Origin of the sequence: Paenibacillus sp. NRS-1782 (assembly GCF_050467685.1) — a bacterium.
Lineage (GTDB): Bacteria > Bacillota > Bacilli > Paenibacillales > Paenibacillaceae > Paenibacillus > Paenibacillus terrae_A.
On sequence record NZ_JBITPH010000012.1, the window covers coordinates 163,831 to 188,497 of the forward strand.

Genomic DNA, 24,667 nt, shown 5'->3' on the forward strand with positions numbered 1-24,667 from the left:
AAAATGGGTAATATAAATCAACACATGATTGGAGCGGTACTGGCAAAACCTATTCAGGAATTGGAGAGAGACTATGACATCAAAGGATACGGCGGATAATGCTGCTATTGAACTGAAATCGAATGAAGCTGAGCGGGAAATGATTGAAATTGAGCTGTTGTTGGAAGGCATTCATCGGCTATACGGCTACGATTTTCGTAATTATGCTCTGCCTTCGATCAAGCGGCGTATTTATTATCATGCACAGTCCGAGAATGTTAGCACGATATCAGGGCTTCAGGAGAAGGTGCTGCATGATCGCAGTGCCTTCGATAGACTGGTACAGAGTCTTTCGATTCCAGTAACCGAGATGTTCCGCGATCCAGAGCTGTTTTTGAATTTCAGGCAGAAAATAATACCGATTTTACGGACATATCCGTACATTCGAATATGGCATGCAGGTTGCTCGACAGGTGAGGAAGTATACTCGATGGCGATCATGCTGCATGAGGAAGGCTTATATGATAAAGCCCGTATTTATGCGACGGATATGAATAACCTGTCTTTACAGCAGGCGAAGGAAGGCGTATACGGAATTGATCGAATGAAGCTGTATACCAAAAATTATTTGGATTCAGGAGGCACACAATCGTTCTCCGAATACTATACAGCCAAGTATGATTCAGTCATGTTTCAGCCTTTTTTACGTAAAAACATTATTTTTGCGGAGCACAACTTGGCGACAGACCGGTCCTTTAACGAGTTCAACGTTATTTTTTGCCGGAATGTCATGATTTATTTTAACGATGAACTTCGCAACCATGTACACGGGTTGTTTTATGATAGCTTGAGCCATTTTGGCGTGTTGGTGCTGGGGGCCAAGGAATCCATTCATTTTACCGATTATAGTGATTCCTACGAGCCGCTGGACCGGATAGAAAAAATATATCGGAAGATTAAATAGAGATGCTTAGGAGGATCCTATGGGGCTTCATGAACCGATTCATATACTGCTGGTAGATGACAGACCTGAGAACCTGCTCGCTCTTGAAGCGGTGCTGGAGAGTGAACAATATAATTTGGTAAAGGCTACATCCGGGGAAGAAGCGCTGCGATGTCTGTTAAAAGATGAATTCGCACTGGTAGTCCTCGATGTGCAGATGCCGGGTATGGATGGAATTGAGACTGCAAAGCTGATCAAGGCCAGAGAGAAAACGAAGGATATTCCGATTATCTTCATTTCCGCTAACAGTAAGGAAGCAGAGCATTTATTTGCGGGGTATTCAGCGGGCGGTATTGATTATATGGTGAAGCCGTTCGTCCCTCAAATTCTCAAGTCCAAAATTGAAGGCTTTGTGCAAATGTATTTGACCAACAAACGCCTGAAAACACAGTCCATGCTGCTTCATCAGAAGACGCAAGAACTGGAGAAGATGAATAGCGAACTGATTGCCGCTAAGGAGGCAGCCGAAATCGCGGCTAATGCCAAAACGGAGTTCCTGGCAATGATGAGCCATGAAATTCGGACACCTATGAACGGCGTGATTGGCATGATTGACCTGTTAATGGAAACGGAGCTGCAAAGCGATCAGCAGGAATATGCCGATATCATTCGCCGCAGTGCAGATGCGCTTGTAGCGGTCATTAACGATATTTTGGACTTTACCAAGCTGGAGTCAGGCAAAATGGAGGTAGAGGAATATCCGTTCGATCTGGTTTCCTGTATCAAGGAAGTTTTCAGCCTGTTTACGGTGGAAGTCAATCGAAAGAATCTGGAGATGGATTATTTTCTGGATGAGCAGCTACCGCCAGTGTTATACGGTGATATGGGAAGACTGCGTCAGGTTCTCATTAATCTGGTATCCAATGCCGTCAAATTTACAGATCGTGGTGGTGTATATGTCTTTGCATCGGTCAAAGAGTGTAGCGACGAAGCACTTACCATTGAATTTTCCGTGAAGGATACAGGCATTGGTATTGAGCCCGCCAAGGTTGGAAGGCTGTTTCAGCCCTTTTCCCAGCTTGATTCTTCGATGACGCGCAAATATGGTGGAACTGGTTTAGGGCTCGCTATTTGCAAAACATTGGTGAACATGATGGGCGGCGATATCCGTGTGGATCCAAGTGGAGAGCAGGGGGTAACATTCCATTTTACAACGAAGCTTGGCTTTGCTCAGGAAAATGAACTGGAGGGAGAGTCCAGTCACGAATGGGAAATTCCCCATCAGAACTCCTCAAGCCGTAAACCTGTACTGGTCGTGGATGACCATCCGATCAACCAGAAGCTGATGGTCAATATACTGGATAAGCTCGGTTTGGCTTCGGATGTGGCAGCAGACGGGCAACAGGCGCTTGATATGGCATGGCTAACCAGGATTATGACTATATCTTCATGGACCTGCAAATGCCTGTGATGGAAGGTATTCAGCCCCGATGTATTGAGGCTGGAATGAACGATTATATTAGCAAACCCGTGAAAATCAGCAGTGTAAAACAGGCTCTACTGCGGCATTCTCCGAATCATTTTCCAATGCAATCAGGCAAAGACCAAATTCACGAGGCGTAGCCTGATGCGTAGATGATGACCTTTGGAAGGTGCAGAAAGCATCATACGGTGATTCAAGCGATCGTATAATGGGTTAGTATGTAAGGAAATCTTTTTTCGGGAGAGTAGGCCTATGAATACTAATAAAAATGAGAAGTTTAATGCGATTACAGAAACAAGTGATGGAGTAAATACCGTTTACCTTAACGGAGAGCTGGATCTTTCGGTGGCACCTAATTTTCGTCTGGTGATGGAGCCTTTGGTGGGGGAATCCGGCCAGGACTTGATTATTAATTTAAAAGAACTTAAATACATTGACAGTACAGGTATCGGTATTTTGTTATCTATTTTGAAGGCAAGGCATGGGATGGAGTCCCGGTTTGCCGTTCAAGAGGTACCCCCTCAAATTCAAAAACTGTTCGATATGACCGGTATTGCCAAATTCTTTGTCCCCCAGGAGAATTCCCAATAGGAAAGGAAAGAAAAAGAAATGAATGCTCAAATTCAAAAAGTAGTTCTTAATTTGCCGGCAACTGCTGACTTTGTCGATATTGTAAGATTAAATTTGTACGGAATTGCCGCGAAAATGGGATTCTCTTACGAGGATATAGAAGACATGAAAGTGGCTGTATCTGAAGCCTGTAATAACTCTGTCCTTTATGCTTACGGTCATGAAGGCGGAGTGGTGGAAGTAACATTCGAATTTGACGAAGCTTCGTTGTCCATCCGTGTCAAAGATGAAGGGGAGAGCTTTGAACGAATGGAGAACCCGTCCCGACTTGCATCCTTGCATGACAAGGAGCTGAATGATGCGCAGGTAGGCGGACTGGGCTTCTATCTCATGCAGGCACTTATGGACGATGTCCAAATCTTGAATGAGACTGGAAAAGGCACGGAAGTCGTGCTTGTAAAGCGTCTGGTCAGAAGCGAGGAAAAAGTATGAATGAAAAGGTAACTCCCCCGGAGTCGATGGATGAAGCCGTTGGTCTAATCTGGGAGTACCAGCAAACCAAAGATAACGAGATTGCTACCGTACTGATCCGCAAGTATGAGCCGATGGTCAAGATGGCTGCCGGGAAAATCTCCCGTAACCGTCCGGACTTATACGAGGATTTATATCAAACCGGTCAGATGGCATTGATACGTCTGCTTCAGCAATACGATATCAGCTTGGGTATCCCCTTTGAACCGTATGCTATGAAAAGTATGCTGGGACATATGAAAAATTATTTACGCGACAAATCCTGGTACATTCAGGTTCCCCGCCGCATCAAGGAAAAGGGTGCGCTCGTTCAGCATGCCATCGACGAACTGACCGTTAAACTGGAACGTTCGCCGAATGTGAACGAGATCGCGGAGTATTTGGAACTTACCGTGGAGGAAACGATCGAAGTGCTCGCAGGCCGTGAGTGCTACCATTATGTGTCACTGGACTCACCTTTATCCCAGGAGGAGAGTGCGGCTACGTTAGGCGAGCTTATTAGCTCGGATGCCAATGACTACGACACCGTGGAAAAACGAATGGATTTACAGCAAGCCTTAAGCCAGCTTAAAGAACAGGAACAGAAGGTGCTCCTTCTGGCATTTCAGGATGGTCAATCTCAACGTGCGATTGCGCAGACCTTGGGCGTATCGCAGATGAGCGTATCCCGCATCCAGAAGCGGGCGACCGAGAAGCTGAAACAGATCATGTCTAATTCTTCTATCTCATGAGTGAAAGACGACCTTCATGGTTTCGATTACTGGACGTCACATCGTAAGGACACGCCATTCCATAAGGGAAGCGTGTCCTTTTTTAAAACGGAAAAGGAGGGGGAGGGGTGGACAGGAGATTTGCTGAAAACAAACAAGCGCAACAAACTTTAGCTGAGTCATCCCAAATGTACAGATAAAAACGATCCATGGTAATGGGCTACGTGTACGCACGAACCTCTGGTTACTATGGATCGTTTGCCGTCTAATTTCCACCTTGGCTCATTTTAATATAGCCCAGCAGCTCGGCCATAAAATCTCCGATGATCGGAAGATTCAGTTGTACAAGGAAGCTGAGCAGCCAAGCGAGCAGAGCGAGTATGACGACCGTACCCAGTGTAAGGCCAAGCCCCCTTGCGATGCCTGCGGTCAGGTTGCTGATGATCCTTTTTTTTGGATTGGAATAGGTTTCCAATACATCGCGAAATTCTACTCTTTCCAGCATGTCGGCTATTTGATCTAAGCGCTTATTAAGTCGCTTCACCTCATGACGCAGTTCAAAGGGGTGCTCATTCACATCAAAATCCCTTGTTTGATCCTGACCCTGTCGGGTATGAAAGGTCCGATTGTTGTTTACGCTTAGGTCATCTCCATACGAGTTTGGTTTGCTCATCGTCATCCCTGCCTTTCTGTCATCTAAAAAACAGCCAGCTTCGTGCATGCTGGCTGTTCAGTGTTTTAAGGTCTATTCTTGTTGTACACAGAATTCCCTGTCATTAGGAAGTGGTGTTTAATTGTTTTTGCGTTTCCTTGGCAGCTTGGGCCGCTGCATTCATAATTTCTTGATCAGCCTTGACTGCTTCATCAGCAACATCGGCAGAGGCTCTGGCTACGCTGGATAAAATGATGTCTTTGCTACCGGATACGGTTTTAGCTACATCTTCTGTTTTAGTGGAAACCGTTTTAGCCAAATCTGTTGCTTTGTTGCTGACTACAGATGCAACGTCTTTTGTTTTATCGGCAACCACTGTAATTTTATCAGACAAATCGCTACGCAAATCGCGACCCGGCTTCGGTGCGAACAGCAGGGCTGCCGCAGCACCAATCAAACCTCCGATCAATAAACCCTTTGCAAAGCTTGAGCTATTACCTACCGTATTTTGATTATCAATGTTACTCATGTCATATCACTCCTCTTATAGAATAAAAAAATATATAAATGTTAGGCAGCCCTTCTTAAAAGCCTGGACACAAGTCCGAGCAGGAACACAAATAATGCGGTTCCGAGTATGGCGGGAATGACTGCAAAATCACTGATGACCGGACCCCAGTTTCCCAGCAGCGTGACACCGAGCCAGCTCCTACAAATCCGGCGATCATAGAGCCTGCAATGCCACCGGGCATTTCATGACCAGCGAGCGCGTCGCCAATCAATCCGATAATAATAGCCATTACAATACTTAATACTATTCCCCACACAAGGATCGCCTCCTTTATCCTTCAGTTTAGCAGAAACATCTGTTTAACAGAATCATAATGCTTTTTGTGAGCGCTTAGTTTAGAGTGCGGCGTTGTCATGCTTACTTCGTATATAAACGCCGTGACTCCGTGTGAAACAGGAAACCGTCCCGAACCGCTTACGGGCGCGGAGCAGTAGGAGGCAGAGAACCCTGCAGCCGCGCTCGCCAATAGATAACAGGAACGGTAAACACGAGCCAAATGATTCCGGCGATATAACCACCCGCGATGTCGGTTGGAAAGTGAACCCCCAGATAGACACGGCTTAGCCCGATCAGGAGAATCAAAAGGGTGCCAAGAACGCAGGGAAGGAAGATCAAGCGCCCATGAATTTTTCGTTCTGTCGCCCAAATGGCAAAATCATACCGTAAAATCCCATGGAAATCATGGCGTGCCCGCTGGGAAAACTATAGCCTCCGACTTCTACCAAATGCTGAAGGGATGGGCGCTCCCGTTGCAAAACTTCTTTAATGAGCGTGTTTAACGTCCACATGGCCGTAAAGCTGCTTATTACTGCAAAGGCATAAGCTCTCGAACGGAGATATACCCGGCACAAGGCGGCAATACCCAGGGCAATGAGTAAAGAGACACGGAAGGAACCGAAAGACGTAATGAATACAGCGACAGGCAGGAGCTTGTGATGAGCCGCCGTTGTGTCCGGAAAGATTGCAGCCTGAATGCGTTCATCCCAATATAGAAAAGGAGCTGTACCGATCCATCGAACAGTGTAGGCAATAAGAAGCAAAACGGCAATCATGACGATAGACGCGTACAGACTGTGACGTAAATAGTATGGCAAAAAACGGGATGGTTGAGGTTTTTGGGACAGCATATGTAGGGAATCTCCTCCTTATGGCTTCGTGCATCAATTTATTTTTTCGTACTATTAATCCATCAGAGAATGATAAAAAAATAAAACTCGTATCCCGTTGCGCGTGTGTTGATGCGAACGGAGATACGAGCTTTATTTATGGGCACAGGCCGCTACCATGAACAGTGTCACCCAAGATGATAGGCTGTAAGTTAGCTAAACGGCGTGCATCTGTCTTCTGATCAGGAGGGATTACGTAATCTGCCCAGCTCGGAGACGATGGCCTCGACTTCTGAAATACTCAGATTAGGCTTGCTTATCACCATATCATAGACATCACGGAGATCCTCGTATTGCTCCAGAGAGAAAGCGGAGGACTGCATTGCAGCGCCACTCGCCATACGAAGCTTGGTTTTGATGCCTTCAATCATATGTTCAATGTTGGCATGAGACGGTACAGACAAATCCATCGTTAATGTTCCATCCTTTCATATCAGGGGAAGTTGCCTGTATTGTATCATGTTTTTATTGTAGAATGTACTGAAAGTCAGATTATCGGTCAACGGCCGGATCAAGGAGGATGGACGAAGGTGTCTTTGTATAATCGGGCTTCTGTATCCAGGCGCTCTCCTATAGACAGTAATGCGGAAAAAACAGATCGCCAAGGGCTCGTACCGTTTTTTCGGGAAATTCATTCTCAGCATGAGATGAATAAGCTGACCTTTGTTTGTATCGGCACAGATCGCTCGTCAGGCGATTCACTGGGACCGCTGGTCGGCACCATGCTTATGGAACAGGGCTTTCCACACGTGATCGGCTCCATGACTGAGCCGTGCGACGCGGAGCATCTGGTTTCGTATCTGGAGCGTATTCCCCAAGACCACCATATAATTGCTATCGACGCTTGTCTGGGACAGCAAGGCTCGGCGGGAATGTTTCTGGTTGCCCGTGAGCCGCTGACTCCGGCACGTTCGGTCGGACTGGCGCTGCCGTCTGTCGGAGATTACAGCGTCGCGGCTATTGTAAACGAGCGCAGTCCCAAACCCTACTGGACATTGCAGATGACATCACTGCATTTCGTCATGACGATGGCTGCACACATAGCCCATGCTGCGGCTTGCGGGTTTGGTTTAAGAGCAGATTCGAGAGAATTACCAGAGGGCTACCGTTTCAGATATTGACGGTCTGCTTAATAATATACATCAGCATGTTCTGATCATCATATATTCGCTCCAATAGATTATATACAGAGAAAGAAGGGTTCCGCATGGAAAAGGTACTATGTGAAGGAACGACGATCTGCTATGCCGAACAGGGAAAAGGAGAGCCCATCATCCTGCTGCACGGATTTTGTGGAAGCTCTTCCTATTGGGCTGAGGTTGTTCCATTGCTGTCTCAAAGCTATCGCTGCATTGTTCCAGACTTGCGTGGTCATGGACGTAGCGATGCTCCGCTTGGGGCCTACACAATTGATCAAATGGCCAACGATGTGCTTAAGCTTCAAGAGCAACTGGACATCCCACAGGCTGCCTGGTTCGGTCATTCCCTCGGTGGCTATCTGACGCTTTCTGCGGTACAGCGCCATTCCGACCGGCTTACAGCCTTCGGGCTGATTCACTCCACCGCCTATGCGGATACGGAGGAAGGAAAGGAAAAACGGAACAAGGCCGTAGCCACTATTCAAACCGAAGGGATTACAACATTTGTAGATGGACTCGTCCCCGGACTGTTTGCTCCAGAGCGTGTAGAGTCCTTATCGGATCAGGTACTCAAGGTCAAAGAAATCGGTTATAAAACGCCGCCGCAAGGAGCCGTGGGCACATCTTTGGCCATGCGTGAGCGTGCTGACCGCCGCGACGTGCTGTCGGCCTCCACCTTGCCAGCTCTGTTAGTGGCGGGTGAGCAGGATCAGGCGGTTCCGCCCGCCCGGACGTTTACGACAGATCGGGCCGGGGTCACTCAGGTCACCATATCTGAAGCTGGCCATATGAGCCTGTTCGAAGCGCCGGAACAACTGGCACATGCCATTTTGGCATTTTCACAACAAAACATCCAGCAGTAAGCCCGAGCAGCGAAGCCAAAAACCGGAACCATCTGGTGCAAATACAGAGGGTCTCCGGCTTTTTTTGCATTTTAAATTGATTTTGGTTATACAAACTGTTTTTTGTCTTGACTGAGTCATTTGGCTTTTGCACAAGGATGACTTACAATCAGAATGTAAGGGTTCCTAGTTGTCGAGGCATCGGGATGAAAGGAAGGGAACGGCTTGCTCAGAAAAGATTATTTGCTCAGTATGATGGAAGAAATGACATCCGCAGTGGCATCGGTGCTCGGTCTAAGGCGTGAAAATAAACACGTCGAAGCGCTGAAACAACTGGATGACCTGCTCAACAAGCAGTTTCGTCTTCGTTCAGATTTGCTCAGACGATTGCCGCCGGAACAAATTATAGAGCTTTTCCGACTGGGTCCCGGTATTGAAGCGGACAAGCTTCAGCAGGTGGCTCGCGTTTTGGAAGAAGAAGCCGCTATTTACCTGGAAACCGACAGAACAGACGAGGGAATACGAATCTTGATTAAATCCCTTCATCTATATTTGTACAGTGATTTGAATGGCGCGACCCGTGACATTCAGGTTCTGCCTGAACGAATTGCGTGTATCGTCAATTTGGTTCGGGAATATGAGCTACCAGCCGATACAAGCAAGCTGCTGGCTGTCCATTACGAGCGAGAGGACAGACTGGATGAGGCCGCTGATGTCTGGTTCGGACTGGCATGGGAGCAGCCGGAGCTGCTGCCAGAAGCAGAGGCATTTTATAATCAATTGCTGGATAAGACTGATGTGGAGCTTCAACGGGGTGGACTTTCACGCCGGGAAGTAACCGAGGGTTTGGTCGAGATTACCCAACTACATGAAAGAAAGTGAGATGTACCTTTTGGATTCACTGCGTGAACTTATATACCAACTAACTACAGGAGGAACCCTCATAACCGCGACGCTGAGTCAGCTTCGTAAACGAGAGGATGCTTCCTTTACCAAAGTGCAAATCAAGCCTGTGGAATTGAAGAACAAGCTGCATTACCAGTTTGCTTTTCATTATAGCAACAAAGTCATTCATGAAAACCTGCCCCCTGACGAAGCTAACGAGCGCATGACCGCCTTGTTTGAGGACACGTTCCGTCAAGGACTCTTGTGTGCGAAGGATGCGGACTATCAGGTGCTGATCAGTAAAAAATATAAAGTGTCCATTTTGACAAAATCACCGAGTAAAAGTACAGCCGATCTGTCTCATAACCGTAAAAAGCAATATGTGCTGGAAGAAGGAGAACGGATTCCTTTCCTGATTGAGCTTGGGATCATGAATGAGGACGGCAAGGTACTGGCCCGCAAGTATGATAAGTTCCGCCAAATCAACCGTTTTCTCGAAATGGTGCAGGATGTACTGCCTAACCTTCCCGTAGGTCGTCCGTTAACTATTGTGGATTTTGGCTGCGGCAAATCATATTTGACCTTTGCACTGTATCATTACTTGGCAGTACAGCAAAAACGGCCTTTGCAGATCGTGGGTTTGGATTTGAAGGCAGACGTTATTGAAACCTGTAATCTTCTGGCTCAAAAGCTGCAATACCGCCAATTGGAGTTTTTGGTCGGTGACATCGCGGACTATAACGAGCTGGAGCAGGTGGATATGGTTGTGACCTTGCATGCCTGTGATACCGCAACGGATGCCGCGCTGGAGAAGGCAGTTCGTTGGGATGCATCTGTCATTTTGTCGGTTCCGTGCTGTCAGCATGAGCTGTTCAGCCAGCTGGAAAATCCGGTGCTGGAGCCGTTGCTTTCCCACGGTATTTTGAAGGAGCGCTTTTCAGCGCTGGCGACAGACGGTATCCGGGCCAAGCTGCTGGACATGATGGGATATCGGACACAGCTGCTGGAATTTATCGACATGGAGCATACGCCAAAAAATATTTTGATCCGTGCCGTCAAAGGGCAAGCCGGGGAACGCTCTGTTTTATGGCGTGAATACACGGCATTTCGTGATTTTATTCATGCTGATCCTTATTTGGAGCGTGCTTGTGCGGATTTGCTTCCCGAGGGAGCAGGGCAGACGAAGAAGCAGGGCTAGAAATATAGCAAAGTGGGGCCACTGCGGGGTGGCTCCACTTTTTTGTAAATCACAGTTTACAGTTGCCGTTACAGGTTGCTCACCTTGCGTAGTAGCCTATTCCTGGGTACGCAGAATTATCCGCCATAGGCACTTCTAAAGGCAGTGCACAAAACGGTGCGATCTACCTGCCACAATGCCGCGAGCTCCTCGCTGACATCCTCATCCCACCAGTCGCACAGTAGTCTGCGGTTGCTGTGGTTTTCGGCGATCCAGATGAGGTGTCCGACGACCTTGTGACAGTACAGTTCCTCGCCCTGCTTGACCAGATTGGGGGCGATGTGAACAGGCAGACGCTTGCAGGTTCGGTATAGCTCTTTGCTGCATGCACGCCGGATACCACGAGCCGTGGGTAAACGGGATTGCGGATTGTTATGTTTGGGGATTTTGCCGGGAGGCATATCATATCCCCTCCTCTCTCTCACAACTTATGCGGGCAGAAGAGCGAGGGTCACTGTCCTCCCTGTTTGGGCGAAGTGGCGACTTGTTCTGCCGCTGTGATACACTTATGAAAATAGAGAAACAGGCAGGGAGTGGTAAGAAAAATGGACTATCTATCTAGTATTATTAATTATTTGTTTGAGATCATTCGTAGTCTTGGGTATTTTGGTATTATGCTAGGCCTGATGGTTGAGGTCATTCCAAGTGAAATTGTCCTCGCTTATGGCGGCTTTTTAGTTTCCTCGGGTCACATTAATTTTTTTGGTGCGGTCGTGTTTGGAACCATTGGCGGAGTGCTGGCACAACTGTTTATTTACTGGATTGGACGCTATGGCGGCAGACCGGTGCTGGATAAGTACGGAAAATACATACTCATCAAAAAAAGCCATGTCGACCACGCCGAAGCCTGGTTTAACAAATACGGCACAGGGGTCATTTTCACAGCCCGCTTTATTCCTGTTGTTCGTCACGCGATCTCAATCCCTGCCGGGCTGGCTCGCATGAGTGTATGGCGTTTTATTATTTTGACGACGCTGGCAGTTATACCTTGGTCTGTTCTGTTTATATATTTAGGAATGCTGCTTGGAGACAAGTGGGATGAGATTGACGAAGTGGCAGCACCTTATATCAAACCGATTTTGCTGGTCGCCCTTGCGCTCTTGATCATTTATTTTGTTATCAAATGGATTGTGTCCAAAAACAAGAAAGGAAGTGTGTAACATGAGTCGTACTAACGTGTCGCAATATTTCGGAAAGGGCCTGAGCCCCGAACAGTTTATGGAGGGGATGGAAAAGAACAAGGAAACCTTCTGCTCCGGGTATGATCAGTTTGTGTGGAACCGTGAAGAGGACCGCGAGTATTTTGAAAGCCTGAACCATCGGGATGACCTGCGTGTACTCATCTTGGCCGCCGACTGGTGTGGAGATGTAGTTCGCAACGTGCCGGTTGTATTCCGTGCGCTGGAGAATAGCGGGATTCCGGCCGAAGTGTTGATTTTGGAAAACCACCAAGCGCTGATGGATGACTTCCTGACGATGGGCGGGCGTGCCGTGCCGATTGTGATTTTTGCCGATACAGGGGGTCATGTACTGGGTCACTGGGGACCGCGTCCTGCACATGTCCAACAAATTATGATCAGGTTCAAACGTGAAAATCCGGATAGGGAAGCCGATGATTATCAAGAAAAAATTGCGGTCGCTCGCAAAGAGATGGCTGAGAAATATGGGGAGGGAACCGAGAGTCATCCTGTAATTGTTCAGGAATTGCGCGAGCTAATCTCGGGATTTTAAAAAAATGACGTTGTCTATTCGCAGCTTTAATCTGGGCCCGCTCCAAACGAATGCCTATCTGCTTCAGGGGGATGACCCGCAGCGTGCCGTTATCATTGATCCGGGCATGAATCCGGGCCCTTTGCTGAGAGCCATTGAGTCACTGAAGATTGAAGCCATATTGCTGACCCATGCTCATTTTGATCATATCGGAGGAGTGGATGAGATTCGCAAAGCGAAGGGCTGTCCGGTTTATCTGCACCCTTTGGAGCAGGACTGGCTTACATCCCCTAAATTAAATGGCTCTTTGATGTGGCCGGAGGCATCCCCGCCGATCTCGACGGAGCCTGCCGAATATGATTTGGCGGAAGGTCAGCAATTGAACCTGATCGGGCATACATTCAAGGTGTTCTCTACACCTGGGCACTCACCCGGAAGCGTCAGCTTTTTGTGTGGTAAGGACTTGTTCTCCGGCGATGTATTATTCCGTCAGGGTGTCGGCCGCACAGACTTGACAGGTGGGCGGGAACGGGACTTGTACGATTCCATTCAGAACAAACTGTTCCCGCTTGGAGATGACATTACGGTGTATTCTGGTCACGGTCCCAAAACGTCCATCGGGTATGAGAAAGCCAACAATCCGTATATACGATAAAAAGTGATGAATGTTTTCAACTGGGGCATTATCAATGTTGTGACAGGTTTTGCCCCATTTCGACAATAAATTATAAATTGTGTATAGACAAAGGTTTTTATTTTTGTTAACATACACATATTGAAGTTACATACTAAACTCGCGAAGCACGCAAGCTGTGGATGAATCCCGGTTTGCGTTCTTTTTTTTGCCCATTAAGAGGATAAAGAGGCATTTGGCCGTCAGATCACAAGGGGGAGCATCAATGAAAAGGAAGTATATATCTGGGTTACATCGTGAGAATGGAGATAGCCGCCATTTTTCCATAAAGACAGAAGACGGAGCTTCTGTGCAAGGTTCTAAACCGAAGGTAATAACTTGGAAAAAGGTAACAAAACAGGACGGAGCCATTGCACAGAATTGGCATGCAAGGCTGAATGAGTACAGGCTGGGACGTGGAGACGGAGAGTTTTGAAGATACATAGATGATATAGACAAGCTACTTTTTTTTTAGTAGACTTAGCAGATAAGTTCAGACAAACGGGGGGGCTAACGATGCATCATTTAGGAACTAGAATTATGATCGTCGCGGATGCTTTTGAGCAGAATCTTCCTGTGGGCGAACATGGTTATATCATTGCTTACGACCGTAATGCGGACAATGCTTTTGACTATGTCATTCGCGTCCCGAAGGTGAATCGCAACTTTTTTGTACCATCCGGGGACATTGAGCTGGAAGAAAGCATTTTGAAGCTGGAAGCCGAACGGATTGAGCGTGAAGCGCTGATAGATTACGCCCTTGCTACGCATAATGAGAAGCTGTTCAGACATGTGATGAACGGTGGTCTTGATTTGGTAGAGGTTGAGGAAGAAGAGACCGCGACAGAATTGTTGTCACAGGCTGATTTTATTAGACAAGTCAATTTACGTGCTTGGATATAGGGGGCGGCTCATGCCGACTCTTTTGAAGAATATATAATTAGCACATTCTTAGCTCCTATCGCTTTTCGAAAGAGCACCGAGAGGTGCTTTTTTTATATACATTTAGTAGCATTTTACCGCTAGGTAACACAGTTTGCTTCTGTACCGCGTCAAAGATTGAATTGTAAAGGGTTCTATCCTATAATTAAAAACGTTATTTCAAAGTTCGGTGTAGCATTTTTGATAAGAGGAGGTTTTTGTATGAACATTTCCACGGAAGATGTCCGTCACGTAGCCAAGCTGTCACGGTTGAATCTGACCGCAGCTGAGGAAGACACGATGACAGGGCAATTGAACGCTATTCTTCATTATGCGGAGAAGCTGAATGAGTTGGATACGGAAGAGGTAAAACCGACCACTCATGTGCTGCACGTCAGCAATGTCATGCGGGACGACGAAGTTCACGAAAGTTTGACACACGAGCAAGTGATGCGCAATGCACCTGAAGAAGACGACGGACAGTTTAAAGTTCCTGCTGTTCTGGAATAGATTCCACATTTGAAAGGAGGATGCAAATTGAGCTTGTTTGATAATACATTGCCGGAAATACATAACAAGCTGCATCAAAAGGAAATTTCCGTGAGTGACCTGGTGGGTCACGCTCTGGAGACGATTGGTGCGCGGGAAGACAAGATCAAGGCCTATATTACGGTTGACGAGGAGCAGGCACGTGCATCCGCACGTCAGTTGGACGATCATCTGATCTCAGGAGAGGAACGGGGTTTGCTGTTTGGCCTGCCAGTCGGTATTAAGGATAACATCGTGACAGAAGGGCTGCGTACAACATGCGGCAGTCAGTTTTTGAAGAATTTTGATCCCGTGTACGATGCAACGGTTGTCGACAAATTGCGTACGGCGCAAGCCGTGACACTGGGCAAAATGAACATGGACGAATTCGCCATGGGCGGCTCTAACGAGAACTCCAGCTTCTTCCCGGCACGAAATCCTTGGGATCTGGAACGCGTTCCCGGCGGCTCCAGTGGTGGCTCGGCTGCGGCTGTAGCAGCAGGCGAGGCTTATTTCACCCTCGGCTCCGATACAGGCGGGTCCATTCGCCAGCCTGCGTCCTATTGTGGCGTAGTGGGCTTGAAGCCAACCTATGGTCTGGTATCACGTTTTGGCCTGGTGGCCTTTGCTTCCTCTTTAGACCAAATTGGACCGATTACGAAAAATGTTCAGGATTCCGCGTACGTACTGCAAGCCATTGCAGGCTATGATTACAAGGACTCCACTTCTGCCAAGGTAGACGTTCCTGATTACTTGAACGCTTTGACCGGAGATGTAAAAGGGCTTCGTATTGCTGTACCTAAGGAGTATCTGGGTGAGGGTGTCGATCCACAGGTCAAGGAAAAGGTACTGGACGCGCTGAAAACGCTGGAAGGACTGGGAGCGGTATGGGAAGAGGTTTCTCTTCCGCACACCGAATATGCGGTAGCCACATACTATCTGCTGGCTTCATCCGAAGCATCGTCCAATCTGGCCCGTTTTGACGGTGTACGCTATGGCGTGCGTGCAGACAATCCGGACAACCTGCTGGATCTGTACCATCAGTCCCGCACGCAGGGCTTTGGCCCCGAGGTGAAGCGCCGGATTATGCTGGGCACCTATGCGCTGAGTTCCGGGTACTATGATGCTTACTACTTGAAAGCTCAAAAAGTGCGTACACTGATCAAACAGGATTTTGATCGTGTGTTTGAACAATATGATGTCATTATCGGACCTACTGCGCCGACCACAGCTTTTAAAATCGGTTCGCAAGTGGATGATCCATTAACGATGTATTTGAACGATATCTTGACGGTTCCGGTGAGCTTGGCTGGAGTGCCAGCCATCAGTATCCCTTGTGGTCTTGCAGGTGGATTGCCGGTGGGACTGCAAATTATTGGAAAAGCCTTTGACGAGTCTTCCGTGCTGCGTGTAGCGCATGCCTTTGAACAAAATACCGAATTTCACAAGCAGCGTCCGCAGCTGTAATTTGCCGAAAAGGAGGTAACCCATTCATGACTACTACTACATCCAAATATGAGACGGTCATCGGACTGGAAGTCCATGTGGAACTGCATACGAAGTCTAAAATATTTTGCGGATGCTCGACATCCTTCGGAGCGCCGCCAAACTCACACACATGTCCTATTTGTCTTGGACATCCGGGGGTACTGCCGGTATTAAACCGTCAGGCCGTTGATTATGCGATGAAAGCGGCGATGGCGCTTAATTGCACGATTGCTGACGTGAGCAAGTTTGATCGTAAAAACTATTTTTACCCCGATTCACCCAAGGCCTACCAAATCTCGCAATACGATCAGCCGATCGGCGAGCATGGCTGGATTGATATTGAAGTGAACGGTGAGACAAAGCGTATCGGCATTACCCGACTGCATCTGGAAGAGGACGCAGGTAAATTAACACATGTCGATGGCGGCTATGCGTCTTTGGTTGATTTTAACCGGGTCGGTACACCGTTGGTCGAGATCGTTTCGGAACCGGAAATATCTTCACCGGAGGAAGCCAAGGCTTACCTGGAAAAGATACGTGCAATTATGCAGTATTGTGACGTATCCGATGTGAAGATGGAGGAAGGTTCGCTTCGCTGCGACGCGAACATCAGCCTTCGTCCGCATGGACAGCAAGAGCTGGGTACTAAAGCAGAGCTAAAAAACATGAACTCCTTCCGTGGTGTACAGCGCGGCTTGGAATATGAGCAGTTCCGCCAGGAGCAGACGCTGGAGGAAGGCGGGACGATTGTACAGGAGACACGCCGTTGGGATGAGGCTCAAGGTAAAACCCTGTCCATGCGCGGTAAGGAACAGGCGCATGACTATCGTTATTTCCCGGACCCGGATCTTGTTACGCTGCATATTGATGCAGAATGGAAAGAACGTATCCGTGCCTCGATTCCTGAACTGCCTGACCAGCGTAAAGCACGCTATACCTCGGAATATGGATTGCCTGAGTATGACGCACAGGTCATTACGTCTTCCAAGCCACTGGCCGATTTGTTCGAGGATAGTCTTCAATACACGAAGGATGCCAAAGCAGTATCCAACTGGATTATGGGGGATTTGCTCGGGTATTTGAACAGTGCAGGTGTGGAGCTGTCGCAGGTTAAACTGACAGGTCGGGGCTTGGGTGAAATGATCGGACTGCTGGAGAAGGGGACGATTAATAGTAAAATCGCTAAAACGGTCTTCAAGGAAATGCTGGAGAGCGATAAACTGCCGCAGCAAATTGTTGAAGAAAAAGGGCTTGTGCAAATCAGCGACGAGGGTGCGATCATGACGATCGTCGAGCAGGTTGTAGCGGCTAACCCGCAATCGGTTGAGGATTACAAGGCTGGCAAGCAGAAGGCCATTGGCTTCCTGGTTGGTCAAGTGATGAAGGAGAGCAAGGGCAAAGCAAATCCTGGCCTCGCCAACAAGCTGCTGACGGAAGTGTTAAACCGCTAATGGCATAGATTTGAAAGGGGTTTGTCTTATAGGGACAGGCCCCTTTTTCTATAGAAAGCAGTAGCGCAGCCTGCCCTGAATAAAAGGAGGGATACAGCATGATTAATATATGTTCATTGGAAGATGATGAAATAGTCAGTCAGATATGGCATCTTCAGCACATCGCCTACAGACTGGAGGCTGAGCTGATCGGTTTTGATGAAATACCACCCCTTATGGATACGTTTGATACGCTGCGAAGCTGCGGAGATACATTTTATGGCTGGATTGAGGACGGCGACCTGTTAGGGGCGCTAGCGGTGCAGTCTGAGTCACCCGATTCGCTCACTCTTACACGTATGATGGTTCATCCGGATCATTTTCGCAAAGGGATTGCCGGTTCCTTAATTAAGCATGTTTTGAATAAATATCATCATATACCGCTGTTTATCGTATCTACAGGAACTTTAAATGCTCCTGCGGTGGCCCTTTATCGAAAACATGGCTTTCGCCCTGTATCGGCGGTGGAGGTGGCTCCGGGTGTGGAATTAACCACATACCACCTGCATAACGTGAAATAGCACTCAAATAGCCTTACTAGCACAGAAACCACGAACCCGGCGAGGGAATCACAACATAACTGGAGAAGGGAGTTTTATGGATAATCCTTGGGTTATAGACAATTCGCATATCATTTTACGACTTTTGCTGTCCATGCTCCTCGGTGGATGCATCGGCTTTGAGCGTGAGCGTTCAAAGCATGCGGCTGGTTTGAGGACTCATATTATGGTCAGTCTCGGCTCGACGCTTATTATGCTGCTCTCCATTTACGGCTTTGCCGATTTTATCAAGGAAGCCAATGTGCGTATTGATCCGGCTCGTTTGGCTACGGCGGTGATTACGGGAGTGGGTTTTTTAGGCGCTGGAACTATTATATTTACAGGCAAGTCCATCACTGGTTTAACGACAGCCGCCTCCATCTGGGTCGTAGCAGCCATTGGCCTTGGAGTCGGAGCAGGGTTTTATTTTCCATCTATTGTGGCGACTGTACTTGTATTTCTAAACTTATGGGTGTTTAACAAAGTTGAATTGCGGTATATGCGTGGACGACAACTTCATCTTATAACACTGTACGGACTGTCATCCCATCAATTGCTGGAGCAAATTTCGGCTTATTTAGAGCAAGAAAAAGTGGAAATACGTAAAATAGTGATTAAAGAGCATGAGAATGTCCCTTTTCACGAACTGCATCCAAATCGGCAGAGCATGGAGGTTTCCTTGGAAGTGCTGGCTCGCCGGGATTTTAATCCGGTGCGTATTGCAGCCGATCTTAGGCAGTGGGAGGATGTAGCGGCAGTTTCCGTGGAATAAGGGTTCAACATATTTTTTCCAGTTACTCTTGAATCCGATTGGGGTACTATCTAACCATTGGAGCCTTTGCTGCGGATCACGCATGGAATTCAAGGGGGGGAGGATGGCATGGACTCGGAACAACCTAAACAGGGTAAACGTTTTAAATACGCTAAATTTCGCAAAGGTATTTCCATTATAATGGCAGCCTTGTTACCTGGCCTGGGGCATCTTTTTTTAGGACTGTTCATTAGAGGACTTACATTTATCGTATTGCTTCTGTTAGATATTTTTGCGATGCTGTATGTTGCTTCTGACGGCTTAAGGATTAACATTCCGTTGCTTATTTTGCTCGGCTTGTTCATTCCTGTTTTATATTTTTATAATGTATATGACGTGTTACAATCAGCGGATTATATGGTTCGCTATCGCCGTAAGCCGGATCGTAATGCACAGATGGATGCACGAGGACAGCATAGCAGTCCATTTTATGCTTGGGAGAGAGGCTTGTCTTTTGCCGTGCTGCTCGTGGCGGGTGGCGGACTTATGATTCTGTTTCGTATGAAACCACGCTGGCTGGGCAACTTTTTCGAGGATTATGGCTTTTTGTCGTTAGCTATTTTATTAATGCTGATCGGACTATTAGTCTTTTTGCGAGAAGTGGGCTTGTCGGTCAAGCGTAAAAAGGTTAAGGAAAGAGGGTGAAGCTGGCGTGCACCGCAAAATAAGAGTCGGGCGCTACACCTCTTCGCTTCTGTTGATGGCTGTAGGCGTTCTGCTTATCCTGGATGTTGTTCAGCATACCGAATATATGCTTTTGCTGCTCGTATGGTGGCCCATTATTTTTGTGCTGTGGGGAATGGAGTATCTGATTTTTTTTGGGGTGTACTACCGCAAGGAGGGCAAGCCCGACAACGGACGGCGTTTTAGACCTGATCTGAAGGGAATTGTCTCCGCATTGGTCGTGGCCGCTGCTGTTTTTACCATGACCCAACAAAATCATTATATGTACCTGTGGAACAAGGTTAGTTTGAATCTGACCGCGGCGTCCATGGATTTTAGTCAGGCGGAAGGGAACCGATATGATATGGGCGGCGTCCTGGTGCCTGTAATGATGCAAACGTCCGATTTGATAGTTGATTCCGTCAATGGCGATGTAACGCTGATCAGACGACCTATATCCAATGTAGAGGTACGCGCGACCCTGTGGGTGGATCAAGCGCCTGCTGCTGAAGCGGACAAGATTGCTCAAGCTTCCTCGCTGACTTCTACCGACGGCAAGACCATTCAGATTCGTCCTGAGGTCCAATCATACGGAGCATCGAGCAGACGTCAGCCCCGTACGAATATGCTAATTACAGTGCCGGAGGATCGGCGATTTAATATGCAGATCAGAACCTCCAACGGTGATATTACTCTGAACGGAGTAGATGCTATCGACAGCATCCGGCTTGAGAGCGGAAATGGGAATCTGACAGTTAATGATGCTATCGGCAATGTCAAAGGAGTCACCTTGAACGGGCAGATCAAATTGCATCGTATCACTGGAGATGTAGATGTTCAAACCAATCGCGGCGATATGCAGGCAGGGGATATTGAGGGAACAGTTGCGCTGCGTACGAAGGTAGGCGACATTCAGCTTGCCCGCTCGGAGGGTGATATTACGGTTGATACCCAAAATGGTGACATGAACGTTCTGAATCCCACAGCCAAGCTGAATGCAAATTCGCTCAATGGTGGGATCAAAGTGCATAGCGAGCAGGTAGGCGGAGATTGGAAAATATACAGTGCCGTCGGTGATATTGCATTGGACCTTCCTTCGAATGGTGACTTTCAGTTGGAGGGGTCCAGCAGTTACGGTAACCTTCGATCAGACTTCCCTTTTAGAATAGACAGTAAAAGTATCTCAGGCCAAAATGGGACAGGTAAGTATATGGTCAACGTGGAAGGCAACAGTAATTTAACGATCAAAAGGCTACTGATGCCATCGCTACCTGGCTTGGACGAGTCGGCAGGATCAAGTGTGCTTGATGCATCAGAAACGCCTTCGGCTGAATCTGAATCTCCCGCTACCGGAGCCTCCAACGGGACATCCATCGATAATGCGGCGCGTTGACAAAAAACTTGAATTGACCGTACAATGTGGATAGACCTTACAACGTGAATAGAATGTAAATGTTTGTAATAAAGCGAATAGTAAGTAAGGGATAAGGCGGTGGACATATATGGTAGCTCGCGTCCAGCATGCTTTGGAACTTCTAAAGAAGACAGGTGTACGCATAACACCCCAGCGCCATGCCATATTAAACTATTTGATGGAATCTATGGGACATCCGACCGCAGATGAAATATATCGTGCGCTCGAATCCAAGTTTCCAAGCATGAGTGTGGCTACGGTTTATAATAACTTAAAGATGTTTATAGAAGCGGGTATGGTACATGAGTTGACCTATGGAGATAACGCCAGTCGTTATGATGCCAATGTTTCGGAGCACTATCATATCATTTGCGAAAAATGCGGAAAGATTGAAGATTTCAGTTATCCGTACTTGGCTGAAGTGGAACACCATGCCTCGCTGGAGACTGGTTTCGAAGTGCATGGACATCGTATGGAGTTATACGGAGTGTGCAAAGCTTGTATGAACAAGGAAATTCAGCAAAACAAGGAATAAAAGTTTTTTGGTGTGGTATGTATATATTCTAATGGGTTGGAAACGTGAGAAATTCCCCACAAGCGGGGATTTACCGCGTTTTTTTGTTTAAATAACTTTTGTTTTCGACAATGGAGGTTGAATATTGGCCAGAAATCATTCCAAAAGCCGCCGTAAACGTTCACGTTTCAAAGGGGCAGCAAGCTTGCTATTGTTCGCAGCGATCATCTGCGCAATTACTGTCGTATGGTTCGGTAATCCACTGCATGAAAAACCCAATTGGAAAGGCAGCGTTCGTCCGATTTTTATCCAGGGAAAGTTGACCGGATATGAAGCCCAAAACTCTGGCAAGAACATGCTGGTACCGCTCAAATTTGTGCAAAGTAAAATTGATCCGGCGATTCGATATGAGGGCGACAGCCAAACTATTATTTTGGCTACGAGGCAAAATTTGTTGCATATGACCGTTTCGAAGCCCCAAGGGGAATTGAATGGAACATCATATATGCTTAGCGCAGCTCCCCAGATTATTAGTGGATTAGTTTATATACCTATGCAAGCTGTTCGTGAAGTATATGGTGTATCTGTTCATGAAGACACAGTGACCGGTGCAGTTATCCTGATGAAAGCCGGAGAGAAAGTCAAATTGGGGAACGTGGAGAGGAAGGATGGGCGACAGGATGCCAAAATTGCTTTGCGTAAAGAAGCCTCCAGTCTGTCTTTTATTTTGACGGATATACCTCAACAAACGGAGGTGCGTATTTGGTCCAAGCAGGCTGATTGGTATTTTGTTCAACTGGATAATGGCTACGCTGGATATGTGCAGGCGGCCAATGTCTCTGAAGGAGAAGAGCTTGCGGTCGCCCCGGCTAAAGATATTCCATCTATCTCCGAGAATCACTGGGAGGGGAGACCTGTGAACCTCGCCTGGGAGGCTGTTTACAACCGTAAACCCGATCCTTCCAAATTTGACCCTATGCCTGGAGTAAATGTGGTGAGTCCCACCTGGTTCAGTGTCATAAATAATGAGGGCACCGTACAAAGCAAAGCGGACCCTGCCTATGTCAGTTGGGCGCATCGCAAGGGGATGGAGGTATGGGGCTTGCTGAGCAACAGCTTTAATCCTGAATTAACGACAGAGGTCTTGTCCACCTTTGAACGGCGAAAGTCGATTATAGATCAGATGATTACACTTGCCGGGGAAAATGGTCTGGACGGTATCAATATTGACTTTGAAAATGTTCATACGAAGGATGGACCCAATGTCACCCAATTTTTGCGAGAGCTTAAGCCGATGGCACGTGAACATGATTTGATATTGTCTATCGACGTAACACCTAAATCTCAAAGTGAGATGTGGTCTGCTTTTCTGGATCGAAAATCATTGGGTTCCATTACGGATTATCTCATGGTTATGGCCTATGATGAGCATTGGGCAGCCAGCCCGAAGGCTGGTTCAGTCGCCTCCCTGCCGTGGGTGGAAACGTCGATCAAGCGAATCATTCAGGAGGATGAAGTACCATCTCAAAAAGTTGTCTTGGGCATTCCGCTATACACTCGTGTATGGTCTGAAACACCTAAAGGGGATACCATCAAGGTTAGCTCCAAATCACTTGGTATGGAGTCAGCGGCAGCGATTATCGAGAAATTTAAGCTGAAGCCTAAATTTAGAGCGTCGGAAGGCCAGAATTATGTCGAGTATAATGAAGACGGCATTGTTAAAAAGATTTGGCTGGAGGATCGTGTATCGCTGGAAGCAAGGGTACAACTTGCCAAGTCATTGAAACTTGGGGGAATCGGTGTTTGGAACCGGACCTTTGCGGATGAAGCCGCTTGGGATACATTAAAAGAAATAAATAAATGAGGAATTTGCAAAAATCCTGAAATAAAATATAAAATGATAGAATTGAAGAAGGAAGTTTCTTTTTTTATGTAGAAATGTTCACATATATCCAAATTTAGCGGTAATGGCCGCCTTACAGGTATGGAGGTAGAAGTGCAGCTAACCAAATTAAGCTTGATATATGATGAATTGTTGCAGGAAGATTCGATCGGTATTATTTTGTATAGAAAGCCGAGCGAATATTTTCATGGAGCCATGCTGTACGATTTTGATGAACTCATTCTAATTATTGGAGAAAGTCGAATGCCAGCCCGTTCCATTCAGCATTTACTGATTAATGGCTTAAGGTGTCAGGTGTTGTACGTAACACTGGATTGTCTGAAAGGGTGGATTATCGCCGGTGAACATGCCAACATAATAGATTATTTATTGGAAGGCCGCATCCTGTGGGAGCGGGATGAAAGGGTTAGTTTTTTGAGGCGGGAAATTATCGAATTCAACGGCCCGTTACGGGAGCAAAAGCAATTTCATGAGTTCGCCCGTTTTCTGGCTAATTACGTTCATGGTAAAAGAGCGATGCGAGAAGGTCGGATTATTGACGCTCATCAGAGTATTCTGAAGGCGTTGGATCATTGGGCATCCATTGAGCTTATTGATCGGGGAATTTATCCGACGGTTCACTTGTGGGTTCAGATACAGCCGTTGGATCGTACGATCTACAAGCTGTACAACGAACTCACGTTAAGTACGGAAACCCTTGAGCAGCGAGTTGAGCTTGTGATGCTTGCTTGCGAATTTTCAGTGATGTCTAAAATGGAGGGGTGCTCAGCACCGCTATTCCGCATTTTAGGCAGCAGATGGGAGCCTTGGTCCATAGATGAGCTTATCAATCATTCTGAGCTAAAAAATCTCCAACTGGATCTTACCGTAGTGCTGCGTAAGCTTGTATACCGCTCATTAATCAGGGAAACGACTCGCGGACACCATAGTGAATTACGTTATTCCCTTATTTAATGGATACATCGAATCAGCGGGAGGAAGGTCCGTTAAAACGGGTTTTTCTTCCTTTTTTTATGCTTAATAGAGTCACATTGACGCTTAAAACATAAAAATTGTCGTTACAGGTTGACGAGCTTATAAAAGATATGCTAAGTTATAACTCGCCCCATTAAGCAGCATGAATAATTTAGATCTGTTTACAGCAGGATAAATATGTTGCAAACAAGCATGAAAATAATTTTTTTTAAAAAAGCTTGACGTAAAATGAAGTTATGTGTTACATTATTTAAGTCGCCGCTGAGACGCGGTGGTGAAACGAAGCAAGACAAAAGCAAGACACACTGTAGGTTTGATCTTTGAAAACTG

29 protein-coding genes and 2 pseudogenes are annotated in these 24,667 nt (G+C 47.0%); 24 read left to right on the top strand and 7 right to left on the bottom strand.

From position 1 onward, the window contains the following. The first annotated feature begins 73 nt into the window (after window positions 1-73). From ACIFQM_RS04755 to ACIFQM_RS04775, 5 genes and pseudogenes are all read left to right on the top strand, one after another. Window positions 74-943, top strand: coding sequence for a CheR family methyltransferase (locus ACIFQM_RS04755; protein ID WP_430036737.1), 870 nt, complete (start codon window positions 74-76; stop codon window positions 941-943). A 19-nt stretch (window positions 944-962) separates the two neighbouring features. Then, window positions 963-2,545, top strand: a pseudogene (locus tag ACIFQM_RS04760) (response regulator). 112 nt (window positions 2,546-2,657) lie between these two features. Then, on the top strand, window positions 2,658-2,996 hold the full coding sequence (locus tag ACIFQM_RS04765; protein ID WP_430036735.1) for an STAS domain-containing protein: 339 nt from the start codon (window positions 2,658-2,660) through the stop codon (window positions 2,994-2,996). An 18-nt stretch (window positions 2,997-3,014) separates the two neighbouring features. Next, a complete protein-coding gene (gene rsbW / locus ACIFQM_RS04770) occupies window positions 3,015-3,467 on the top strand; it encodes an anti-sigma B factor RsbW (protein ID WP_430036732.1) in 453 nt (150 codons plus the stop codon). Then, a complete protein-coding gene (locus ACIFQM_RS04775) occupies window positions 3,464-4,237 on the top strand; it encodes a sigma-70 family RNA polymerase sigma factor (protein WP_430036729.1) in 774 nt (257 codons plus the stop codon). Before rsbW ends, ACIFQM_RS04775 begins: the two co-directional genes overlap by 4 nt. A 244-nt stretch (window positions 4,238-4,481) precedes the next feature. On the opposite strand, the gene ACIFQM_RS04780 is transcribed toward ACIFQM_RS04775, so the two are convergent. The 6 genes and pseudogenes from ACIFQM_RS04780 to ACIFQM_RS04805 all read right to left on the bottom strand — a co-directional run bounded on the left by ACIFQM_RS04780 (window position 4,482) and on the right by ACIFQM_RS04805 (window position 7,015). Continuing rightward, window positions 4,482-4,895 (bottom strand): DUF5665 domain-containing protein, encoded by a 414-nt coding sequence (locus tag ACIFQM_RS04780; protein ID WP_430036727.1) that lies wholly within the window; start codon window positions 4,893-4,895, stop codon window positions 4,482-4,484. Window positions 4,896-4,992: 97 nt separating this feature from the next. After that, window positions 4,993-5,397 carry a YtxH domain-containing protein gene (locus ACIFQM_RS04785; RefSeq protein WP_430036725.1) on the bottom strand — a complete coding sequence of 135 codons (405 nt, stop codon included), beginning with the start codon at window positions 5,395-5,397 and terminating at the stop codon, window positions 4,993-4,995. A 41-nt stretch (window positions 5,398-5,438) separates the two neighbouring features. Then, window positions 5,439-5,695: pseudogene (locus tag ACIFQM_RS04790) on the bottom strand (GlsB/YeaQ/YmgE family stress response membrane protein). Window positions 5,696-5,853: 158 nt separating this feature from the next. Continuing rightward, window positions 5,854-6,054 (bottom strand): phosphatase PAP2 family protein, encoded by a 201-nt coding sequence (locus ACIFQM_RS04795; RefSeq protein ID WP_430065074.1) that lies wholly within the window; start codon window positions 6,052-6,054, stop codon window positions 5,854-5,856. Next, entirely contained in the window at window positions 6,051-6,566 is a 516-nt protein-coding gene (locus tag ACIFQM_RS04800) for a phosphatase PAP2 family protein (RefSeq protein ID WP_430065076.1), read from the bottom strand. Before ACIFQM_RS04800 ends, ACIFQM_RS04795 begins: the two co-directional genes overlap by 4 nt. A gap of 221 nt (window positions 6,567-6,787) precedes the next feature. Then, complete coding sequence (locus ACIFQM_RS04805; protein WP_430036719.1) at window positions 6,788-7,015, bottom strand: DUF1128 domain-containing protein; 228 nt, start codon at window positions 7,013-7,015, stop codon at window positions 6,788-6,790. 120 nt (window positions 7,016-7,135) lie between these two features. On the opposite strand from ACIFQM_RS04805, the gene yyaC reads away from it, so the two are divergent. The 4 genes from yyaC to ACIFQM_RS04825 all read left to right on the top strand — a co-directional run bounded on the left by yyaC (window position 7,136) and on the right by ACIFQM_RS04825 (window position 10,669). Continuing rightward, a complete protein-coding gene (gene yyaC / locus ACIFQM_RS04810; protein ID WP_430065078.1) occupies window positions 7,136-7,726 on the top strand; it encodes a spore protease YyaC in 591 nt (196 codons plus the stop codon). 86 nt (window positions 7,727-7,812) lie between these two features. After that, window positions 7,813-8,607 carry an alpha/beta fold hydrolase gene (locus ACIFQM_RS04815; RefSeq protein WP_430036713.1) on the top strand — a complete coding sequence of 265 codons (795 nt, stop codon included), beginning with the start codon at window positions 7,813-7,815 and terminating at the stop codon, window positions 8,605-8,607. Between the two features lie 204 nt (window positions 8,608-8,811). Further along, window positions 8,812-9,468 carry a DUF6483 family protein gene (locus ACIFQM_RS04820; RefSeq protein ID WP_430036711.1) on the top strand — a complete coding sequence of 219 codons (657 nt, stop codon included), beginning with the start codon at window positions 8,812-8,814 and terminating at the stop codon, window positions 9,466-9,468. Then, a complete protein-coding gene (locus ACIFQM_RS04825; protein WP_430036709.1) occupies window positions 9,455-10,669 on the top strand; it encodes a class I SAM-dependent methyltransferase in 1,215 nt (404 codons plus the stop codon). The genes ACIFQM_RS04820 and ACIFQM_RS04825 overlap by 14 nt, the downstream gene beginning before the upstream one ends. 116 nt (window positions 10,670-10,785) lie before the next feature. Here ACIFQM_RS04825 and ACIFQM_RS04830 read toward each other — a convergent pair whose 3' ends face one another. Then, on the bottom strand, window positions 10,786-11,109 hold the full coding sequence (locus ACIFQM_RS04830; protein ID WP_430036968.1) for a dehydrogenase: 324 nt from the start codon (window positions 11,107-11,109) through the stop codon (window positions 10,786-10,788). Window positions 11,110-11,253: 144 nt separating this feature from the next. On the opposite strand from ACIFQM_RS04830, the gene ACIFQM_RS04835 reads away from it, so the two are divergent. The 15 genes from ACIFQM_RS04835 to ACIFQM_RS04905 all read left to right on the top strand — a co-directional run bounded on the left by ACIFQM_RS04835 (window position 11,254) and on the right by ACIFQM_RS04905 (window position 24,316). Further along, complete coding sequence (locus tag ACIFQM_RS04835; RefSeq protein WP_430036707.1) at window positions 11,254-11,868, top strand: DedA family protein; 615 nt, start codon at window positions 11,254-11,256, stop codon at window positions 11,866-11,868. Between the two features lies 1 nt (window position 11,869). Continuing rightward, window positions 11,870-12,439: a thioredoxin family protein gene (locus ACIFQM_RS04840; protein WP_430036704.1), complete on the top strand. Its 570-nt coding sequence runs from the start codon at window positions 11,870-11,872 to the stop codon at window positions 12,437-12,439. A 4-nt stretch (window positions 12,440-12,443) separates the two neighbouring features. After that, entirely contained in the window at window positions 12,444-13,073 is a 630-nt protein-coding gene (locus tag ACIFQM_RS04845) for an MBL fold metallo-hydrolase (protein ID WP_430036702.1), read from the top strand. 244 nt (window positions 13,074-13,317) lie between these two features. Further along, complete coding sequence (locus ACIFQM_RS04850) at window positions 13,318-13,527, top strand: hypothetical protein (protein WP_430048517.1); 210 nt, start codon at window positions 13,318-13,320, stop codon at window positions 13,525-13,527. 80 nt (window positions 13,528-13,607) lie between these two features. Beyond that, a complete protein-coding gene (locus ACIFQM_RS04855; protein WP_430036697.1) occupies window positions 13,608-13,994 on the top strand; it encodes an ATPase in 387 nt (128 codons plus the stop codon). A 240-nt stretch (window positions 13,995-14,234) separates the two neighbouring features. Then, the gene (gene gatC / locus ACIFQM_RS04860; protein WP_430036695.1) at window positions 14,235-14,522 is read left to right on the top strand and encodes an Asp-tRNA(Asn)/Glu-tRNA(Gln) amidotransferase subunit GatC; all 288 of its coding nucleotides are present in this window, start codon (window positions 14,235-14,237) and stop codon (window positions 14,520-14,522) included. Between the two features lie 27 nt (window positions 14,523-14,549). Further along, entirely contained in the window at window positions 14,550-16,007 is a 1,458-nt protein-coding gene (gatA, locus tag ACIFQM_RS04865) for an Asp-tRNA(Asn)/Glu-tRNA(Gln) amidotransferase subunit GatA (RefSeq protein WP_430065080.1), read from the top strand. Between the two features lie 26 nt (window positions 16,008-16,033). Continuing rightward, a complete protein-coding gene (gene gatB / locus ACIFQM_RS04870; protein ID WP_430036693.1) occupies window positions 16,034-17,479 on the top strand; it encodes an Asp-tRNA(Asn)/Glu-tRNA(Gln) amidotransferase subunit GatB in 1,446 nt (481 codons plus the stop codon). 98 nt (window positions 17,480-17,577) lie between these two features. Further along, complete coding sequence (locus ACIFQM_RS04875) at window positions 17,578-18,039, top strand: GNAT family N-acetyltransferase (protein ID WP_430036690.1); 462 nt, start codon at window positions 17,578-17,580, stop codon at window positions 18,037-18,039. A gap of 76 nt (window positions 18,040-18,115) precedes the next feature. Next, on the top strand, window positions 18,116-18,829 hold the full coding sequence (locus tag ACIFQM_RS04880; protein WP_430036688.1) for an MgtC/SapB family protein: 714 nt from the start codon (window positions 18,116-18,118) through the stop codon (window positions 18,827-18,829). 108 nt (window positions 18,830-18,937) lie between these two features. Further along, a complete protein-coding gene (locus ACIFQM_RS04885) occupies window positions 18,938-19,513 on the top strand; it encodes a hypothetical protein (protein WP_430036686.1) in 576 nt (191 codons plus the stop codon). Between the two features lie 7 nt (window positions 19,514-19,520). Further along, window positions 19,521-20,924 carry a DUF4097 family beta strand repeat-containing protein gene (locus tag ACIFQM_RS04890; protein WP_430036684.1) on the top strand — a complete coding sequence of 468 codons (1,404 nt, stop codon included), beginning with the start codon at window positions 19,521-19,523 and terminating at the stop codon, window positions 20,922-20,924. A gap of 109 nt (window positions 20,925-21,033) precedes the next feature. Beyond that, window positions 21,034-21,480 (top strand): peroxide-responsive transcriptional repressor PerR, encoded by a 447-nt coding sequence (gene perR, locus ACIFQM_RS04895; RefSeq protein WP_430036682.1) that lies wholly within the window; start codon window positions 21,034-21,036, stop codon window positions 21,478-21,480. 124 nt (window positions 21,481-21,604) lie between these two features. Next, window positions 21,605-23,323, top strand: coding sequence for a glycosyl hydrolase family 18 protein (locus ACIFQM_RS04900; RefSeq protein WP_430036680.1), 1,719 nt, complete (start codon window positions 21,605-21,607; stop codon window positions 23,321-23,323). A 132-nt stretch (window positions 23,324-23,455) separates the two neighbouring features. Beyond that, a complete protein-coding gene (locus ACIFQM_RS04905) occupies window positions 23,456-24,316 on the top strand; it encodes a nucleotidyltransferase-like protein (protein WP_430036678.1) in 861 nt (286 codons plus the stop codon). Window positions 24,317-24,667: the final 351 nt, after the last annotated feature.

Bases quoted from the DNA above. Each gene is read 5' to 3' on its own strand.
- ACIFQM_RS04755 (WP_430036737.1), top strand. From the start codon at position 74: ATGACATCAAAGGATACGGCGGATAATGCTGCTATTGAACTGAAATCG.
- ACIFQM_RS04765 (WP_430036735.1), top strand. From the start codon at position 2,658: ATGAATACTAATAAAAATGAGAAGTTTAATGCGATTACAGAAACAAGT.
- rsbW (WP_430036732.1), top strand. From the start codon at position 3,015: ATGAATGCTCAAATTCAAAAAGTAGTTCTTAATTTGCCGGCAACTGCT.
- ACIFQM_RS04775 (WP_430036729.1), top strand. From the start codon at position 3,464: ATGAATGAAAAGGTAACTCCCCCGGAGTCGATGGATGAAGCCGTTGGT.
- ACIFQM_RS04780 (WP_430036727.1), bottom strand. From the start codon at position 4,895: ATGACGATGAGCAAACCAAACTCGTATGGAGATGACCTAAGCGTAAAC.
- ACIFQM_RS04785 (WP_430036725.1), bottom strand. From the start codon at position 5,397: ATGAGTAACATTGATAATCAAAATACGGTAGGTAATAGCTCAAGCTTT.
- ACIFQM_RS04800 (WP_430065076.1), bottom strand. From the start codon at position 6,566: ATGCTGTCCCAAAAACCTCAACCATCCCGTTTTTTGCCATACTATTTA.
- ACIFQM_RS04805 (WP_430036719.1), bottom strand. From the start codon at position 7,015: ATGGATTTGTCTGTACCGTCTCATGCCAACATTGAACATATGATTGAA.
- ACIFQM_RS04815 (WP_430036713.1), top strand. From the start codon at position 7,813: ATGGAAAAGGTACTATGTGAAGGAACGACGATCTGCTATGCCGAACAG.
- ACIFQM_RS04825 (WP_430036709.1), top strand. From the start codon at position 9,455: ATGAAAGAAAGTGAGATGTACCTTTTGGATTCACTGCGTGAACTTATA.
- ACIFQM_RS04830 (WP_430036968.1), bottom strand. From the start codon at position 11,109: ATGCCTCCCGGCAAAATCCCCAAACATAACAATCCGCAATCCCGTTTA.
- ACIFQM_RS04835 (WP_430036707.1), top strand. From the start codon at position 11,254: ATGGACTATCTATCTAGTATTATTAATTATTTGTTTGAGATCATTCGT.
- ACIFQM_RS04840 (WP_430036704.1), top strand. From the start codon at position 11,870: ATGAGTCGTACTAACGTGTCGCAATATTTCGGAAAGGGCCTGAGCCCC.
- ACIFQM_RS04845 (WP_430036702.1), top strand. From the start codon at position 12,444: ATGACGTTGTCTATTCGCAGCTTTAATCTGGGCCCGCTCCAAACGAAT.
- ACIFQM_RS04850 (WP_430048517.1), top strand. From the start codon at position 13,318: ATGAAAAGGAAGTATATATCTGGGTTACATCGTGAGAATGGAGATAGC.
- ACIFQM_RS04855 (WP_430036697.1), top strand. From the start codon at position 13,608: ATGCATCATTTAGGAACTAGAATTATGATCGTCGCGGATGCTTTTGAG.
- gatC (WP_430036695.1), top strand. From the start codon at position 14,235: ATGAACATTTCCACGGAAGATGTCCGTCACGTAGCCAAGCTGTCACGG.
- gatB (WP_430036693.1), top strand. From the start codon at position 16,034: ATGACTACTACTACATCCAAATATGAGACGGTCATCGGACTGGAAGTC.
- ACIFQM_RS04875 (WP_430036690.1), top strand. From the start codon at position 17,578: ATGATTAATATATGTTCATTGGAAGATGATGAAATAGTCAGTCAGATA.
- ACIFQM_RS04880 (WP_430036688.1), top strand. From the start codon at position 18,116: ATGGATAATCCTTGGGTTATAGACAATTCGCATATCATTTTACGACTT.
- ACIFQM_RS04885 (WP_430036686.1), top strand. From the start codon at position 18,938: ATGGACTCGGAACAACCTAAACAGGGTAAACGTTTTAAATACGCTAAA.
- perR (WP_430036682.1), top strand. From the start codon at position 21,034: ATGGTAGCTCGCGTCCAGCATGCTTTGGAACTTCTAAAGAAGACAGGT.